General features: G+C 38.3%; 15 protein-coding genes and 2 tRNA genes. 3 read left to right on the forward strand and 14 right to left on the reverse strand.

Annotated features, from left to right (window positions below; translation table 11 throughout):
- Positions 1-226 precede the first annotated feature (226 nt).
- From Q0X59_RS02350 to Q0X59_RS02380, 7 genes are all read right to left on the reverse strand, one after another.
- The gene (locus tag Q0X59_RS02350) at positions 227-781 is read right to left on the reverse strand and encodes an isochorismatase family cysteine hydrolase (RefSeq protein WP_103043431.1); all 555 of its coding nucleotides are present in this window, start codon (positions 779-781) and stop codon (positions 227-229) included.
- Between the two features lie 178 nt (positions 782-959).
- Positions 960-1,031 (reverse strand) — tRNA-Gln (locus Q0X59_RS02355).
- Positions 1,032-1,071: 40 nt separating this feature from the next.
- Positions 1,072-1,144: transfer RNA gene (locus Q0X59_RS02360), tRNA-Glu, on the reverse strand.
- 291 nt (positions 1,145-1,435) lie between these two features.
- Positions 1,436-2,989, reverse strand: a complete 1,554-nt coding sequence (gene gltX / locus Q0X59_RS02365) for a glutamate--tRNA ligase (protein WP_297642887.1) — start codon at positions 2,987-2,989, stop codon at positions 1,436-1,438.
- Between the two features lie 113 nt (positions 2,990-3,102).
- On the reverse strand, positions 3,103-4,053 hold the full coding sequence (locus tag Q0X59_RS02370; protein WP_297642889.1) for a hypothetical protein: 951 nt from the start codon (positions 4,051-4,053) through the stop codon (positions 3,103-3,105).
- 170 nt (positions 4,054-4,223) lie between these two features.
- Positions 4,224-4,916 (reverse strand): histidine phosphatase family protein, encoded by a 693-nt coding sequence (locus Q0X59_RS02375; RefSeq protein ID WP_103043429.1) that lies wholly within the window; start codon positions 4,914-4,916, stop codon positions 4,224-4,226.
- A gap of 5 nt (positions 4,917-4,921) precedes the next feature.
- A complete protein-coding gene (locus Q0X59_RS02380) occupies positions 4,922-5,443 on the reverse strand; it encodes a GtrA family protein (protein WP_297642929.1) in 522 nt (173 codons plus the stop codon).
- A gap of 80 nt (positions 5,444-5,523) precedes the next feature.
- Here Q0X59_RS02380 and Q0X59_RS02385 point away from each other — a divergent pair, with 80 nt between their 5' ends.
- Entirely contained in the window at positions 5,524-5,871 is a 348-nt protein-coding gene (locus Q0X59_RS02385; protein WP_103043427.1) for a phenylpyruvate tautomerase MIF-related protein, read from the forward strand.
- A 20-nt stretch (positions 5,872-5,891) separates the two neighbouring features.
- Here Q0X59_RS02385 and brnQ read toward each other — a convergent pair whose 3' ends face one another.
- Together brnQ and argS are read right to left on the reverse strand one after the other, a co-directional pair.
- Positions 5,892-7,376: a branched-chain amino acid transport system II carrier protein gene (gene brnQ / locus Q0X59_RS02390; protein WP_297642893.1), complete on the reverse strand. Its 1,485-nt coding sequence runs from the start codon at positions 7,374-7,376 to the stop codon at positions 5,892-5,894.
- Between the two features lie 267 nt (positions 7,377-7,643).
- Entirely contained in the window at positions 7,644-9,440 is a 1,797-nt protein-coding gene (gene argS, locus Q0X59_RS02395) for an arginine--tRNA ligase (RefSeq protein WP_297642895.1), read from the reverse strand.
- 112 nt (positions 9,441-9,552) lie between these two features.
- Here argS and Q0X59_RS02400 point away from each other — a divergent pair, with 112 nt between their 5' ends.
- Complete coding sequence (locus tag Q0X59_RS02400; RefSeq protein WP_075523830.1) at positions 9,553-9,795, forward strand: antitoxin; 243 nt, start codon at positions 9,553-9,555, stop codon at positions 9,793-9,795.
- 107 nt (positions 9,796-9,902) lie between these two features.
- Here the strand turns inward: Q0X59_RS02400 and valS are convergent, their stop codons facing one another.
- The 4 genes from valS to Q0X59_RS02420 all read right to left on the reverse strand — a co-directional run bounded on the left by valS (position 9,903) and on the right by Q0X59_RS02420 (position 16,348).
- On the reverse strand, positions 9,903-12,665 hold the full coding sequence (valS, locus tag Q0X59_RS02405) for a valine--tRNA ligase (RefSeq protein WP_297642897.1): 2,763 nt from the start codon (positions 12,663-12,665) through the stop codon (positions 9,903-9,905).
- 57 nt (positions 12,666-12,722) lie between these two features.
- A complete protein-coding gene (locus Q0X59_RS02410; protein ID WP_297642899.1) occupies positions 12,723-14,294 on the reverse strand; it encodes an ABC transporter substrate-binding protein in 1,572 nt (523 codons plus the stop codon).
- 304 nt (positions 14,295-14,598) lie between these two features.
- Complete coding sequence (gene nth / locus Q0X59_RS02415) at positions 14,599-15,207, reverse strand: endonuclease III (RefSeq protein WP_296157583.1); 609 nt, start codon at positions 15,205-15,207, stop codon at positions 14,599-14,601.
- A 196-nt stretch (positions 15,208-15,403) separates the two neighbouring features.
- Positions 15,404-16,348: a response regulator transcription factor gene (locus Q0X59_RS02420; protein WP_082266296.1), complete on the reverse strand. Its 945-nt coding sequence runs from the start codon at positions 16,346-16,348 to the stop codon at positions 15,404-15,406.
- Between the two features lie 297 nt (positions 16,349-16,645).
- Between Q0X59_RS02420 and Q0X59_RS02425 the strand changes: the two genes are divergently transcribed.
- A complete protein-coding gene (locus tag Q0X59_RS02425; RefSeq protein ID WP_103043422.1) occupies positions 16,646-17,380 on the forward strand; it encodes a beta-carotene 15,15'-monooxygenase in 735 nt (244 codons plus the stop codon).
- Positions 17,381-17,509: 129 nt separating this feature from the next.
- On the opposite strand, the gene Q0X59_RS02430 is transcribed toward Q0X59_RS02425, so the two are convergent.
- Complete coding sequence (locus Q0X59_RS02430) at positions 17,510-18,004, reverse strand: inorganic diphosphatase (protein ID WP_075523834.1); 495 nt, start codon at positions 18,002-18,004, stop codon at positions 17,510-17,512.
- Positions 18,005-18,033 lie beyond the last annotated feature (29 nt).

The following is an 18,033-nucleotide window of genomic DNA, read 5'->3' on the forward strand; positions in this document are numbered from 1 at the left end:
ATAATAATGATTCTCATTAGTAGTCAAGTTGATTCACATGGCGTGTCGCACAAAAAGGAAAACGAATAAAAAAAACACATAGAAAAATAAAAATAATAAAATACAAAAACAGGGTTATTTCGGGTTACCAGCTCCACACACAAAAACAAAAACAAAAACAAAAACGTCTGCAGAATAAGACTACAGACGTTAATTAAGCTATTGTTAAATTATAAATAAATAAAAACTAACCTTCCACAATGTCAGCATTAAGGCAAGTCTTAAAATGACGTAAAGCCCACTCGTGGCCCGTTGCATCGAAACTAGCAACAGCATCTTTATGAACAACGATTTTGAATCCAAGATTATAAGCATCCACAGCAGTATGCAACACGCAAATATCTGTGCAAACACCTACCAAATGCAACTCTTCAATATGACGTTCGCGCAATTTAATGAACAAATCAGTGCCATTAAACGCAGAATAGCGAGTTTTATGAATATAATACACGTTATTTTTATCTTTATTCTCCTCATAAAAATCACCAAGCGAACCATATAACTCTTGACCGTGCGTTCCAGCGATGTTATGAGGTGGGAAAAGCTTGGTTTCAGGATGATATGGATCGTTCAAATGATGTGTATCAATTGCAAAAACAACAAACTCGCCAGAATCAGAAAATTCTTTCGAAATTTGAGTAATACGCTTTTCTAGCTTTTGAGCAGGCTCTCCAACAGTAAGTGAGCCATCGCTAGCTACGAAATCATTTGTGTAATCAATGTTAATAAGGGCTTTCTTCATACTAACTCCTTGTATGAAAGTTGCAAAACTAGTTGCAAATAACAAAGTTGCAAATAGCACGATTTCTTTATTTACAATATTCTATGATTTTATTTCAACTGATAGCCCAATTATCAACTCAATTGCTGGCTCAATTGTAATAAATAATATAAAAGCTCTCGACTAAGAGAGCTATTCGCTGGGGTACCTGGACTCGAACCAAGAATGGATGAACCAGAATCACCTGTGTTGCCAATTACACCATACCCCAATTGGCAGGCTTCGCGGCTCTTGGGACCGTTCCGTCTTCGTACCCCCGACCGGATTTGAACCGGTGTTGGCGCCGTGAGAGGGCGTAGTCCTAGGCCGCTAGACGACGGGGGCTTTCATTTATATAAGCTACGCCTCTTGACGCAACAAATGACGAGTCTACAACATAACGCAACACTACGCAACAGCGGCGTGTCGAAAAAGCAAAAATAAAAAAAGCAAAAATAAAAAATAAAACAGTGCTTTGAATCAACTGAAGCACAGCGAAACAAAGCACTGAAATAAAATAAATACGTGCGCAATGCAAAGAGCAATAAATCTTAGAAATAAATAAAAGAAATAAGTAAAGAAATAAATCTTACTTTATTTCAAAATAAACTCTTTACAAATACTCTTAAATCTTATTTACAAATGCTCACGCAAACCAGCTAAACGAGCTAAAGTCACATCCTTGCCAACGATTTCCATAGACTCAAAAAGTGGTGGAGAAACCCTGCGACCAGAAAGCGCTACTCGCACAGGTCCAAATGCAAGACGTGGCTTATAACCAGCTTCCTCAACAAGCTTTTTATTTAGCAACTCATGCAAAGAATCAGTATGCCAATCGGAAGAATCAACACACTTCAAAGCAGCGAGAGCCGCATCAAGGACCTCGCCAGCAGATTCCTTAAGCTGCTTACGAGCATCATCATCTGGCTCAATGTAACCATCTTCACTTAGCAAGCTTGAAACCATACCAGCAACCTCACCAAGCAAACGAACGCGAGGCTGCACAAGAGGAGCAGCAGCGCTTAACACTTCACGTTCGCGATCAGTTAAAGCATCCCAATTATCTGCACTAACTACACCATCTTTGTATAAATATGGCACAGATCGATTCAAGAAATCTTGAGAATCAAGCATACGAATATGCTCAGCGTTAATGGAAATAGCTTTATCCAAATCGAAGTGTGCAGGATTTGCTTTCACATCTCTAACGTCAAACTTCTCAACCATTTCGTCCATAGTAAATACGTCACGATCTGGAGCAATCGACCATCCAAGCAAAGCCAAATAATTAAGCAATCCTTCTGGAATAAAACCATTATCTCTATGCAAGAACAAGTTAGATTCAGGATCTCGCTTAGAAAGCTTCTTCTTACCTTCACCCATAACATAAGGCATATGACCATAAAGAGGCATTTCCTTAGCTATACCCATTTCCATAAGATAACGGTAAAGCACAATTTGGCGAGGAGTAGAACTTAAAATATCTTCTCCGCGCAAAATCACGTTTATATCCATTAACGCATCATCAACAGGATTCGTAAGAGTATAAAGCGGATCACCATTCGGACGCACAATAACATAATCAGGAACAGATCCAGCCTTAAAAGTGATTTCACCACGAATTAAATCGTTAAAAGTAATGTCTTCATTCGGCATCTTTAAACGAAGAGCAGGCTTACGACCTTCTGCTCGGAAAGCTTGCTTCTGCTCTTCACTAAGATTACGATCATAGCCATCATAGCCAAATTCAGCAGGACGACCTGCAGCAATATTACGTTCCTTAATTTCTTCAGGAGTTGAGAATGATTCGTAAGCGTAACCAGCTTCAAAAAGCTTTTGCGCTACATCTTTATAAATTTCCATACGCTGTGATTGACGATATGGACCGTCATTACCAGCTGCATCAATGCCCTCATCCCAATCAATATGAAGCCAACGGAGAGCATCTAAAATCTGCTGATAGCTTTCTTCACTATCACGCTCATTATCAGTATCTTCAATACGGAATAACAATGTACCATGAGTATGTCGCGCTTCAGCCCAATTAAACAGTGCAGTACGAACCATACCTACGTGAGGTGTACCTGTTGGAGAAGGGCAGAAACGAACACGCACATGCTCAGGCAATTGTGGCTTTTCGGATTTAGCTGCATTATTTGCAACGTTTTGAGTTTCCTCGATATCAGTCATAAGTTCCATTGTGCCCTGCATTGAGGACGTGCATAGCGCAAGCGCAGGCTTAGTACAGCTTTCAACAAATGGCATGCATCGTAAGATTCGAAACTACTTAAAATATTATCTATTTAATCTAAAGCTTGAGTAGATTCTTTATTCCCTTCTATATGAGCAAACTTAGCTGCAAGAGCTTCACGAGATTTTCTATCATCTTCTTCTTTTGCAAGTTTTTTAGCAACTTCTGGATCCCAAAGCACATCTTCTCTATGCTTAGTCCACTCATCAATAAGAATAGGAGCAGCAAAATCAACTAACGTTGAAATATGTTCACTACTACGGACGCAATCAACAAGCTCAATCCATTGATTATCTTTGAACATCATTCGAGGTATTCCAACACACTCACACACTTCGTTAATATATAAGAAAATAGGCAAAGTAGCGTCAATATCTTGTGTATCCGCTATTAGCGTTCTGAGAATACATAAAACAACAATTATTTTTTGCGATTCTGCGCAATCTTCATAATCACGCGCTTGTTGTTTTGCATATTCTATAGCATATTGCAAATCTTGAGAATTCCAATTTCCTTTTACTTGCAAGATATTAGCAACACTATTGATAGCATTGACATCTTCATCAATATGAGATTGAAGATTAAAGAAAATAGAATTTATTTCACTACTATTACTTTTATTATTTTCATGAATTCCTGCATCTGCATTACTTTCATGAATTCCTGCATCTGCATTTTCATAATTAGGCTCATAACAAGATTCCATTCCATCATATGCATCAGCAACAGATAGCAGCGAATCAACTATTTCTTGAGGTCGTCCTGGAATTTCATCTGCACCCTCATATACAAATTCAGCATCCGGAACAGTAACATCAAGACCTGTAAGAATCCTAGAAATCATATGCATAGCTCGAACTTCGAGATTCTCAGCATACTTTGCATCATTATCTAAATAACGAGCTTCTACAAGCGGCCATAACGATTTTAATTCTAATGCACGTTGGGATGCGTCCTTAAGTAAATCTGATTTTTCACAATCCTGATTTTGAGAATTATGCATAATATAACGCTCCTTCGCATTATCACTTCAAATTACAAATACAAATTTTAATCTAAATTACTAAAATTTCGCACTTTTTTATATTATTTTTTATTTCTTTTTAGCGCTTTTTACTGCTTTTTAGCGCTTTTTATTTCACGTATTTTACTTCACTATTTCGCTTTATTTCTCTATTTCGCAAACTTTTGAGGATCTACATACGAAATTGAAAGCACACGCATAGTTTCGCAATCATACGTGATTGAAGTAATGGACGCTAAAGCAGTTTTACGCAATAACATATTATGTTCTGGATGACCTGTTTCAAGCATGTGTCTGTAAGACCAAATTGGAGATTCATGAGTCACTGCAACAATTTGTTCTCCAGGGTGATTCTTAACTTGCTCGCGCGCAAAATCAGACACTCTTTTAGCTATACTTTTATAACTTTCTCCCCAACTTGGACGCCATAAATTCACAACAAGTTTCCAATTATTATTTTTCCACAACGCGCCTTCGCCAAATCCAATTCGCTTACCACGAAAATTATTTCCTGCTTCAATTAAACGATCATCTAATATAATGCTGCTTTGAAAAGATTTCACGCTATCTTTTACGTTATTAACTGAAACATACGCGCAATCAGGCATATTTAGCAACGCATTTTCTATTTCACGCGCTGTTTCACGAGTGCGATCTAGAGGAGAAGAATAAATTTTAGTAATACCACGAAACTGCACAGAATTAGCAATATAATTGCCTGTAACTCTAGCCATATTAAAGCCATGCTCAGAAAGATGAAATCCAGGAAGTCTTTCATACAATACGTGATTCGGATTTTCAACTTCACCATGACGCACAAAATGAATTGTTGTAGATGTCATAATAATTATTCCCACCCTTTTGGAGTATTCTTCAAAGACCACATTCCTAATTTATGAGCAAAACTTGTATCTTCTTCAGCCACACCAGAATCGACATCTTTAGACTTTTGCGATTTAGTATCATCAAGAAGCCATTTGCGAATCACAAAATTCCATACAGCAACAACAACAGTTGCAACAAATTTTCCAATATTGGTTCTAAAGACATAAATCGTAGTTTTACACATAGATGCAGCCATTCCAAAAGTACTTGCCCAAATAATAGCATCGTTTATAAGCAAACCAATAATTGCAGAAATAACAAAAATCAACAGCTCCATCCAACGAGCCATATCTTCGCGATGCTTAAAAACATATTTCATACTAGCAATGTAATTAAAAATAAGCGAAATAATAAATGAAATTGTTCCAGCAATCACATTGCTCACATTTACAAACATAAGCAAATTAAGTAAAGCAACATCAATAATCAGCGCAATAACGCCAACAATCCCAAATTTCACAACTTGTTCAATAAGTTTCTTCATGTATTCCATTAAACACGCGGAGGCTAACAAAATACTATAATTATCTTGTATTACAAATTCATAAAGATAAAGGAAAGATTATGCCAGTCATTCATACTCATGTTTCAGTAAGCACAACTCAAGCACAACGCGAAGCATTAAAAGCAGCTTATGGAAAAGCTATCAGCGCAATTCCAGGGAAAAGCGAACATTGGCTTATGTGCCCATTCGAAGATAATATGCCAATTTACTTCGCAGGAGATAACTCTAAACCTGCTGCTTACATTGAAGTAAACGTTTTCGGATCTAGCGTACCAGGATCTGCTTGGGAAAAATTGACAGAGCAGATTATGGCAGCATTGAATCGCGAACTTGGAATTCCACAGGATCGCACATACATTCGTTACACTGCAACTAGCGACTGGGGCTGGAACGGCGGCAATTTCTAATACTAATACATACGCGAATTTTACACATTCACGTTGTTCTCATCAAAATCGTCATCGCTCGCAACACTACCTTGAGCGCCAGGCGCAACAGAAGATTTCACAATTTCAGCCATAGCTTTATTATCATTTAGATAGCTGCACACTATACCTATAACAAAACCGAGTAAAGCAGGGAAAATCCACGCTAAGCCTTTATCGGAGAACGGCAACCATTCGCTAAATATTTTAAGAACTGGCTTGAGATTTATAGAAGTCTGTATCTTTTGTAAAGTATTGCAAAAATCATAAATTGCACCGATAAAAGTAAATCCAATAGTCCATGCAAAAACAATCCTACTGTCATTAAATAATCGACTACATAAAGATAGCAGGATAATAACAATTGCCAATGGATACAAGAACATTACAACAGGAACTGCATAATCAATAATTTTAGTCAGACCTAAGTTAGCGAGCGCAAACGATACAAGAGTAGACAAAATAGCCCAAACCAAGTAAGAAGGGCCTTTAGGAAAAAGCTTCGAGAAAGTTTCAGAAAAACTTGCTATTAAGCCAACTGCCGTTTTCAAACATGCGAGAGTAACAGTTGCAGCAAGCACATATAATCCAATTTGACCAAGGTAATATTCAGATACTTGAGCTAAAGTTATTCCACCATTTTTTGAAGGACTAAAAGTAATTCTGCTTTTCAAGCCAACAGCAACGATAGCTATATAAATAACAGCCATAATAATACAACTAAATAAACCAGATCTAGCAGTATTTACAGCAACATCTTTAGAATCTTTTACGCCAAATTGACGCACAGTTTGTACAACAACAATGCCGAAAGCTAAGCTTGCCAAGGCATCCATTGTATTATAACCATTTAAGAAACCAGTGAAAAATGACTGATTTAAATAATCCTGAGTAGGTGACGCATTTAAAGACGCACCACTAACAGGAGATAGCAATACAGTAAATACCAAAATTCCAAGGAAAACAAGGAAAATTGGAGTTAGAACTTTACCAATCCACGTAAGAATTCCACTCGGTTTCATTGCAAAGAAAAATGCTAAAGCAAAAAATACAGCAGAAAATGCTAACAAATATAACTGTGAATTATTGCCGTTAGGCACAATGCGTTCCAAGCCAACAGTATACGAAAGGCTAGCGCATCTAGGAATTGCGAATAAAGGTCCAATAGTTAAATAAAGAAGACAAGTGAAGAATAATCCAAACCTTTTACCAGGCTTACTAGATAATTCAAATAATCCACTAACTCGACTCATAGCGAGAGCAGTAACGCCCAGTAGCGGCAATCCAACGCCCGTAATAATGAATCCTATAGCAGCTGGAACAGAATTTGTTCCTGCATTCGAACCGATAAACGCTGGGAAAATCAAATTTCCTGCGCCGAAGAACATGCCAAAAAGCATAACCGCCACATACGTGGATTCAATAATAGTCAAGTTCTTCTTTGTTGGAGCACTATCTGTGCTGACACTTTGTGTTGTGACGCTCATGCTTACACCTCCTAATAGTGAAATTTTTGACGCATATTATTTAATTCACAGCTAATTACAAAATCAGCGTTAAAAAATAATATTAGAGGTATCTTAATCATTCGCATGTACTTAGTAAATTAAACTCAGTAAATTAAACTCAGCAAATTAAACTCAACAAATTAAAAATATAATTTTCAAAATAAAAAAGGCGCTAACATAAAAGTTAGCACCTTCAACTAAGAGAAAACTAATCAAATATACCTAAACTAAATATAAAACGCTAAATCACATCTTTTCTGGAGCACAAACTCCTAACAAATCAAGACCTTCAGCTATTACAATACGAACTGCTTCATTAAGCTTTAAGCGAGCTGCAGAGCGAGCAGGCTCAGGACACTTTGCAATTCGAACTGCTTCGCGCTCTTCTTCTGGCAAACGATTTTCTGAATCAGTTAATTCCATTGGAACTACTCGCTCAAGGTTGTACCACTTGTGATAGCTTGCAGCCAAATCCTCAAGATAATGCGCAACTCTATGAGGGGCACGCATATCTCCAGCTTGAGCAAGAGATGCAGGCCATTGAGCCAAAGCAGCTAAAACTTCACCATCTGCATCAGTATTAAGCAAGCTCAAATCAGCACCATCTTGTGAAATTTGCGCATCTTTTGCATTTCGCGCAACATTACAACTACGAGCATGTGCATATTGCACGTAATACACAGGATTGTCGTTACTATGCGAAGCAAGCAAGTCTAAATCAATATCAACACTAGTGTTGTAATCCGTGCGAGCTAGAGAATAGCGAGAAGCATCAACACCAATAGCATCAACCAAGTCGTCAATCGTAATAACGTTTCCAGCGCGCTTACTCATGCGAACAGGCTTGCCGTCTTTCATAACGTTTACAAGCTGACCAATAAGAATTTGCATATTTTTGCCAGGATTATCGCCAAAAGCTGCACACATAGCCATCATTCGACCAATGTAACCATGATGATCTGCACCAAGCATGTAAATTGCAACATCTGCAGGATTTTTTTCGCGATTACGCTTGTTGCGATAGTACGCTATATCTGCAGCAAAATAAGCATAGTTTCCATCAGACTTTATAATCACACGATCCTTGTCGTCACCATGCTTAGTGGATTCAAACCATGTTGCTCCGTCTTTTTCAAAAATGTCTCCACGCTCACGCAAATCTGCAATAGCACGCTCAACTTCACCATCTTCATACAAGCTATTTTCATGGAACCAAACATCGAATTTCACACGAAAATCTCGCATAGATTTACGGATTTCATCAAACATCATTGGGACTGCACGCTTGCGGAATTCTTCTCTTTGTTCTGAATCACCTTCACCAAGTGGCAGACCTTCCGCGTCTTTTCCAAGATCAATTCGAGGTAAGGAAAGAACATCAACACCATCTGCGTTAGCTTCTTTTATAACAGCATCAGCAATTTCGTTAATATATGCGCCCTTGTATCCATCTGCAGGAGTTTCTTCACCGTGAGCAGCTGCAACAAGCGACTTTGCAAATCTATTTATTTGCTCACCATGATCGTTAAAGTAATATTCGCGTACAACTTTTGCGCCATTCGCTTGCAATACTCGAGCCATAGAATCACCCACAGCCGCCCAACGAGTTCCGCCAATATGAATTGGGCCAGTTGGATTTGCAGAAACAAACTCAAGATTCAAAGTTTTTCCACTCAAATGAGTATTCTTACCAAAATTAGAACCTTGCTTTAATACTTCATCAACAATTGCTGCAGCGGAAGCTGAATCAAGAGTTATGTTAATAAATCCTGGACCTGCAACTTCTACGGATGCAATACCTTGCGCTTTAGTTAAACGCTGCGCAAAAAGCTCAGCCAAATCACGAGGCTTCATACCAGCTTTTTTAGCAAGTTGCATAGCAACATTCGTAGCCCAATCACCATGAGCACGATCTTTTGGACGCATAACTGCAAGACTGTTTGCATCAGGAATTAAATCTTGTGTTAAATTACCTGCAACACCATTTGCTACTAAATCTTTAGCAATTTTTTCAATAAGTTCACTTAAGCTTTCTGGATTCATGGTTTACAGTCTATCGTTACCATGCGATGCTTCGTGATTACAGTGTATTGGATTGCATTATTCTACATATAGTGTAATATATGTTTTACATGTTTTACAATGGAGATTAAAAATGGTCGCAACAATTACAGGATTAAGAGTACCCTCTAACGTTTTAGATCGTTATGATCAGCTCGCTAAAACCACTCACCGCACTCGTTCATTTTACATGAATCAAGCGCTAGAGGCTCAAATCGATGAACTTGAACATGAATATGGACTAATGGCAGATATTGAAGCATACAAACGTGGAGAATTAGAAACATCTCCACTAGATGATGTGGTGAAGCGCCTTGATTTGGAAGAAAATAAGTGATTATGCTTAAGTATTTAAATACACAAAAAGCGCTGGAGTCGAAGATTAGCTTCCAGCGCTTTTTGTTTTGCAATTAATTATTTTCGATTATCTGCGACTACTTGCGATTACTTCTTTTTTGCAGGAGGTTCACCAAGTTCGCTTTGAGCAACAGAAACGTTTACGTTAGATGCATCAGATTCTGCAGAATTTTCAGCAGATTCAGTATCAGCAGCAACTGCAGCCTTAACAGCATCAAGCTTTACTTCTCCAGTAACGCGTCCAGCTTCCGCAACGTCATCCAAAGTGTCTTCAACAGCCTTGTAAGCATTTTCTGCAACATTCAAAGTTACTCTCAAAATAGGAGTCTTCATAGAAACTTTTGCTTCGGACTTAATCTTGCGCAAAGCAGCCAAAGCTTCACCTGCATAAGCCAAAGTGTCTGCAGAAACTCCGTTTGCAGCTTTCTCATAAGCATCAGCACACGGCCAGCTAGCGCGATGTACTGAGCCTTCGCTGTCATGCATCCAGCTCCACACTTCCTCAGTAGCATAAGGCAAGTAAGGAGCAAACAAGCGAGCCAAAGCGTCAAGTGCAAGACCAAGAGTTGTTCGAGCAGATTTTATAGCAGATTCACTTGGAACTCGTCCTGTAGATTCTGCAGTTCCATATGCGCGATTCTTTGCAAGCTCAATATAATCGTCACAGAACTCCCAGAAGAAGGTTTCAATCGCCTCTAAAGCCTTTGAATGCTCATAAGATTCAAGCGCGTCAGTTGACGTGCGAATAACTTCAGCAAGCTTTGCCATCACAGAGCGATCCAAAGTTTCAGTAACATCAGCAAAATTCCAGTCCGCGTTAGCAGACTCGAGAACCTGATGCTCATCATCTTCTCGACCAATCGCGAGCGCAAACTTAGTTGCATTCAAAAGCTTAATCGCCAGGCGTCTGCCAATCTTCATTTGACCTTCGTCATAAGTTGCATCCAAACCTAACTTCGCAGAAGTTGCCCAATATCGCACAGCATCTGCACCAAACTCTTCAATTGGCTTATTTGGCACAACAACGTTGCCTTTAGATTTAGACATCTTCTTGTGATCAGGATCTAGAATCCAACCAGAAAGCGCAGCATGTTTGAAAGGTAGGCAGCCATTTTCAAGATGAGCACGATCAACAGTACTAAACAGCCATGTACGAATGATATCTTGACCTTGTGGACGCAAATCCATTGGGAAAGTCGCATTAAACAAAGCCTGATTTTCTTCGCCTGGCTCCTGCCAATGAGTCACAATTTGTGGAGTCAATGAAGATGTTGCCCAAGTATCCATAATGTCTTGCTCAGCAGTAAAACCATTCGGCTGATCACGCTGAGATTCATCAAATCCTTCAGGAACATCAATAGTTGGATCAATTGGCAAACGATCTTCTGAAGGAGTCAAAGGATTAGCATAATCCACTTCCCCATTCTCGTTTATTGGATACCAAAGAGGGAACGGCACACCAAAGAAACGCTGACGAGAAATAAGCCAGTCGCCATTCAAACCATGGACCCAATTCTCGTAGCGAACGCGCATAAAATCTGGATGGAAGTTAAGTTCCTTACCGCGCTCAATAAGCTCCGCGTTCAGCTTTTCGTCTGTTCCACCATTCTTTAAGTACCACTGACGAGAAGTGACGATTTCCAAAGGCTTATCGCCCTTTTCATAGAAGTTCGTCATACGCTTTGTTGGCTTTGGATCGCCTTCCATATCTCCAGCTGCTTGCAAAGCTTCAACAACTTCCTTGCGAGCAGAGAATGTGGTTTTGCCAGCGATCTTCTCGAACATTTCACGACCAGATTCGTCTGTAATCCAGTCAGGAGTCGTCATCACAATGCGACCATTGCGCTGAATAATAGGACGAGTTGGCAGATCCAAGTCACGCCACCACTCAACGTCAGTCACGTCACCAAAAGTGCAGCACATTGCAATGCCAGCACCCTTGTCCATTTGAGCAGCAGAATGCGCCAAAATTGGCACTTTCACTTTAAATAATGGTGAGTAAACTTCTTGACCAAAATATTTCTTATATCGCTCGTCATCTGGATTTGCAATCAAAGAAGTACAAGCAGCAAGCAATTCTGGACGCGTAGTTTCAATATAAATCGGAGTGCCATCTTCAAAGCGGAATGCAATCTTATGATAAAAACCTGGATACTCTCGTGATTCAAGCTCAGCTTGTGCAACTGCAGTCTGGAAAGTAACATCCCACAATCCTGGAGCATCTTTCTGATACGCTTCGCCACGAGCAAGATTGCGCAAGAATGCTTTTTGTGCAACTCTGCGAGGATGCTCTCCAATTGTGTGATAAGTTTGAGACCAATCAACAGAAAGACCAAGCCTACGCCATAAAGCTTCAAATAACTTTTCATCTTGAGAAGTTAAACGCTCACAAAGTTCAATAAAGTTTTGTCTACTTACAGGCACTTGATCTTTTGCATCAATCTTCTTGCCTTCAGTTCCTTCAAATGGCGGCTTAAAATCTGGATCATACTTTAACGATGTATCAACTCGCACACCATAATAATTTTGCACTCTACGCTCAGTTGGAAGACCGTTATCGTCCCAACCCATTGGGTAGAACACGTCAAAGCCTTTCATTCGCTTATAACGCGCAATCACGTCTGTATGCGTATATGAAAACACGTGACCTACATGCAAGTGGCCACTTACAGTTGGAGGTGGGGTATCAATAGAATATACGGCCTTACGGTCGCGAGAATTATGAAATGCGTAAGTTTTGGCTTCTTCCCAATTGTTACGCCACTTATCTTCAAGACCATCAACGCCAACTTTATTAGGCAAAGGCGTTAAATGTGCATGTTTTACTACGTTATTAACCTGTTCGCTCATGAACTGAATATTAGAAACTCAGCGCGACAACACGTGAAAAACAAAATTTAATTAAGTCTATTTTTCATTCAAATCGCGCAAAGGAAGTAACTGATCCGTCATATTTTTAGGATATCCTTCAATATTTGATTTCACAGCAACAACACTATTTTTCGCATACAACCACTTAATAGGCGCATTTTCACTAAGATTTCTAGCATATTTCTTTATATTTGCTAAATATCCCGCAACATTAGGCGAACTAATAGCATTAGAGTACGCTTCTTGCGAATCATGCTTTTGGAACAAATAAGGCGAATCAATCCTCACAAACGTATCAATATCTAAAGTATGGTTTATAGACGATAACGCCATATCGTATTTGTGATCGCGAATACGATTTTCAATTTCACTCTGATCCAAAATTTGCAAGTCTACTTTTGCACGAGCACCAGAAGACACAGCATCAGCAATTTTTTTACCAAGATCAACTTTATTCTTAGGAACAAGCAAAACCATAGTTCTGTAATATCTAGGATAGAAATAACTAAAATGTTTTCTAGCTTGAACTTTATCGAATGGTAATACATTAGTTAAATCTTCATAACCAGGAGAAAGTGGGTCAATAGGACCTCCGACTTGAACTCCGCCATTCGCATCAGCATCAATAGCCCATTTAGAATCAATTGCATAACTTGCAGCAATACGAATCCAATTTTCATTAAAAATAGAATGTATATCGTTATTAAATGCAACAATCTGAACACGCGTGCTCTTACCTTTTACTAACGAAACTTGAGGAAGTGTTGCTAGACGATTATTGTCAGCACCATCTAAAGGAATAGCCATCTGAATACTTCCGCTAGACATAGCATTAGTTAGAGAAGCATCATCCTTAAAATATTTCAAAATAATTCCACCTAATTTTGCGCGAGTACCCCAATACTTATTATTGCAACGCAAAACTAGAGAATCATCTTTTTTATAACTACTTACAACAAAAGGACCGCTGCCAAGCGCATTATTCGAATAATTTATAAGAGCACCTGTGTCATACACTATCCCAGCTCGTCCAGCTAGTCGTCTTAAAAGCAATGGATCCGGAGAATTTAACGCAATTTTCAAAGTGTATGCATCTGTATTATCAATAAGTTTAATATTTTCTAAAGCTTCATATCCAGGATATCTGCTAGTTATACCTTGCTTTAATGATTGCAAAACTGCCTTGGAGTCTAAAACAACACCATTAGAAAAAGTAACTCCATGACGCAAGTTAAACGTATATTTTAAGCCATCCGATGAAACGTTCCAAGATTTAGCTAATCCAGGTTTTAATTCATTATTTTCATCGCGATTAACTAATGTTTCATAAACATTCTCTAATAAAGCTTGTTGTAATTCATCACTATTATCATTACGAATATCTAAAGATTTTGGAGCTGTACGCAAACCTATGGTAACTGTTTTCCCGTCAATAGGCATAAACGAATCTATAGAAGATGGAATAATAGGTCTTCCGTTCATGACTTGCCAACCAAACCACATAAGAGCTAGCAAAATCAAAGAAACTAAAGAAAAAACAACCCACGGAATCCACATACGCCTACGTCTATGCCTACGAACTCGTGAATAAGCAACCATTTTTGACATACAGAACATTCTATACCAAATACAAAAATGAAACTAACTTTAGAATAGCTAATATTTAAATTATAAAAATTTACTATTAAATAATGTAAAACAATAAAATATTAAGATATTTCAGTTGTAAATTTATATTATTTAGCAATTTATCAGACTTTAATACTCACTCAGCATTTTGCAATATCTGAATTTTTGCAAGAAATCATGCCAAATTAGCAAACTCAAGAAGTATTTCAAGCATGCAGTAAGAACATACGAAAACGCATACAAAAAGCACATACTAAAAGCACATACGTAGCAATTTATAAGCTCACCATTTTGCGCTAGGACAAGTAAATCTCAGAGGACATTCAAAACAGTGAGGATTACGCGCTGTACACACTGTTCTTCCATGCAAAATCAATCTATGTGAAACATTAGTCCATTCTTCAGGCGAGAAAAAGGAAGTTATTTCACTCTCAATCTTTACTGGATTTACTTTAGAACTATTCCAATCTTTACGCCAATGCAATCTACCTGTAACTCTTATAACGTGAGTATCTACAGGAAATCCCGGAATACCAAACGCATTACCTAGAACAACATTTGCAGTTTTTCTACCGACTCCAGACAAAGACGTTAATTCTTTCATAGTATTCGGTACAACACCATTATATTTTTCTACTAATTGCATAGAAAGCGTAATAATATGTTGAGCTTTTACTCTATAAAAACCTAAAGAATGAATCAAATACTCCACTTTGCTAATCGAAGCTTTAGATAAAGAAAAAGCATCTGGAAATTCAGAAAACAAGTTTTTTGTAACTAAATTAACACGTTTATCTGTTGTTTGCGCACTTAAAACAGTTGCCACTAACAACTCGAAAGGATTCTTAAAATTCAATGCGCATTTAGGATACGGGATCTGTTCACTAAGCAAAGCATATTCTTTATGAACGCGTTCATAAAGAGTTAAATTTTTTGCATAATCATCAGATAATTTGGATTCATGAGATTCATTGGATTCATGAGATTCATTAGGCTCAGTAGATTCGAAAGATTCACAAAACTCAGTAGATTCAGCAGATTTAAGCAACACAACAACTTCTTAGAAAATCAAACTTAGAAAATCAAACTTAATTTTCTCTTGCGGCTCTTGCAGCAATCCTAGAAACCATTGTGGATCTTCTATGAGCAGAAGATATTTCTTTTAATTCAGCAATCGCAGCTTCATCTATAGTATCGTCATCTAAATCATCTGAATCAGAAGAATCAATTGAAGAACCGCTAGCAGATCCTATTACAGAATCACTCATGCGAGAACTAGATACAACTAAATCCTCATCGCTGCCGTCAATATCAACAACAGCATCTTCAGGCGGATCAAATCTATAACCAACGTTTCTAACTGTACCAATCACGTGTTCATACTCGCCGCCTAGCTTTGCACGAAGACGGCGAATATGAACGTCAACAGTGCGCGTGCCACCGTAATAGTCATACCCCCAAACCTCTTGCAATAAGTGCGCTCGAGTAAATACACGGCGAGGATGCTGTACAAAATATTTAAGAAGTTCAAACTCTTTATAAGCCAAATCTATAGGTTGACCATGCAAAGTCACTGTGTAACCGCGAGTATCAACAACTAGCTCTCCAGCGTATATACAACCATCTCCAGAAATTTCAATATCTTCTGAAGACGATTCTTCTTTTATTGCTGCAGATTCCATAAAACGACTACGCTGTGCTACAAGTCGCAAACGACCTTCAACTTCTGCAGGAGAAGCACCTGTAAGAACTACATCTGCTACTCCCCAAGTAGCATTAACTACAGTGAATCCGCCTTCTGTCAAAATAAGAATAATTGGAGCTTTAACGCCAGAAACATGCAACAAATTGCATAAAGACTTCGCAGTAGCTAAATCATCTCTAGCGTCCATCAGAAGCACAGTTTGCTCAGGAATCCTAACGAAACTGGAAGAATCAAGAGGAAGTACTCGGACGCGATGAGAAAGCAAAGTGAGAGAAGGAAGCACCATGGCAGGCGAGGCACAAGAAGTCATCAAAGTGATGTCTGTCATACACACCTCCAAAACCAAAAGGCTTACGCGCAAATCGCACTTACTAGAAGTGTAGCCCATAAGCGCGAAGATTACATAATTTTAGGATTACAGACAGTATTTTAACAAGTAAAATCATAAAACATAGGAAATTAAGGAAATTAAAATAGAAATATATAAAATTAAAAACAAAATAACATCAAATATCACAATAGATATATGCTATATATAATAAATATGTAGATTCCGCATAGAATTTCACGATTCATAAGAAGATAACTACACGTATATACGTCCTTCGAAGCCACAGGAGTGAGAATGAGTAGAACCACAAACGCGAAGAAAACAGCGAATGCGTATATAACAATTGCATTCACTCAAATTCTCACAGTGGCATTCATGTTTATAGCTGCAATCCTCCCATTCTCAACATTAACGTTAAAAGCATCAATATTAGTATGCTCACTTATATTGCTTGTTTTCTTTACACTGTGGCCTTTGCGCGGCGGAAAAACAGATTGCATAATAGCTCTTTTTGCTGGAATATCATCTATTTGGTGTGCATCACTTTCTTTAAGTGGAATGCTTCCTAGCAGCGTTATAGACAGTGAATCATCTGTTATTATGAACAAATTCATTGCAGCAATGCGCCCTTATGAAAGATGGGCTGTATCGTTTGCTCTTATACTTGTAACAGCTACTTTTGTAAGTTTCACTAGACAAATGCTAAGAAAAAAGCGCACAAATCTCGTACGAAATCTTTCACATACTCTTACAGCATGCGTTGCAACAGCAGCACTTCCAGGATGGCTTTTCTTACCTTCAATAATACGATTCATGCCATCTTTAAGAAATGTAATAGGCGGATACATAGTTACAGCTATTTGCATTTTTGGAATAATAGTATTTTCTGCAATGGCTTATATATGGCACAAAAACGAACAATACAATTCGAATTGCATAAAGCCAGAAGTAGGTATGGCTTTATTACCAATCATGCTTTCAGGAATGCTTATTTACGCAGCAGGATTAGGGATGCTATTAGTTGCATAAGAACATAAGAATAAGTAATGCAACAAAAAGCAAATATAAAAGCAACTCACTAAATCAACTTAAAAAAAAATTTAAGACTATAAGCCTTTGACTTATAATCTTAAATTAAAATGAAGATACTTGATATACTTACTTTTCGCTTGCTTCAAGACGCTTACGAGCTTCAACGATTTCTTTTTCAGCCTGTTCTACACCAGCCCAGAAATCTCCAGGAAGTACTTCCTTGCCTGGCTCCAAAGCCTTGTATTGCTCAAAGAAATGCTTAATTTCAGCTTTATGATACTCACTTACATCATCAATATCTTTAATATCATCAAAACGAACGTCTGCAGGCACGCACAAAACTTTGTCATCTCCGCCAGCTTCATCAACCATGTGATACAAGCCAACTGCTCGGCACTCTACTACACAACCTGGGAACACGGAATTTGGAATCATAACAAGAGCGTCAAGTGGATCACCGTCTTCACCTAAAGTTCCATCGATGTAACCGTAATCATCTGGATACCCCATAGAAGTGAAAAGAGTACGATCCAAGAATACGCGACCAGTTTCATGATCTACTTCATATTTATTCTTAGAGCCACGTGGAATTTCCACAACAACGTTAAATGTTTCAGCCATTTTTCCTCCTTTAGCGCTGGCAATAATAT

This window comes from uncultured Gardnerella sp., from assembly GCF_947280595.1.
In the GTDB taxonomy this organism is placed as follows: Bacteria; Actinomycetota; Actinomycetes; order Actinomycetales; family Bifidobacteriaceae; genus Bifidobacterium; species Bifidobacterium vaginale_A.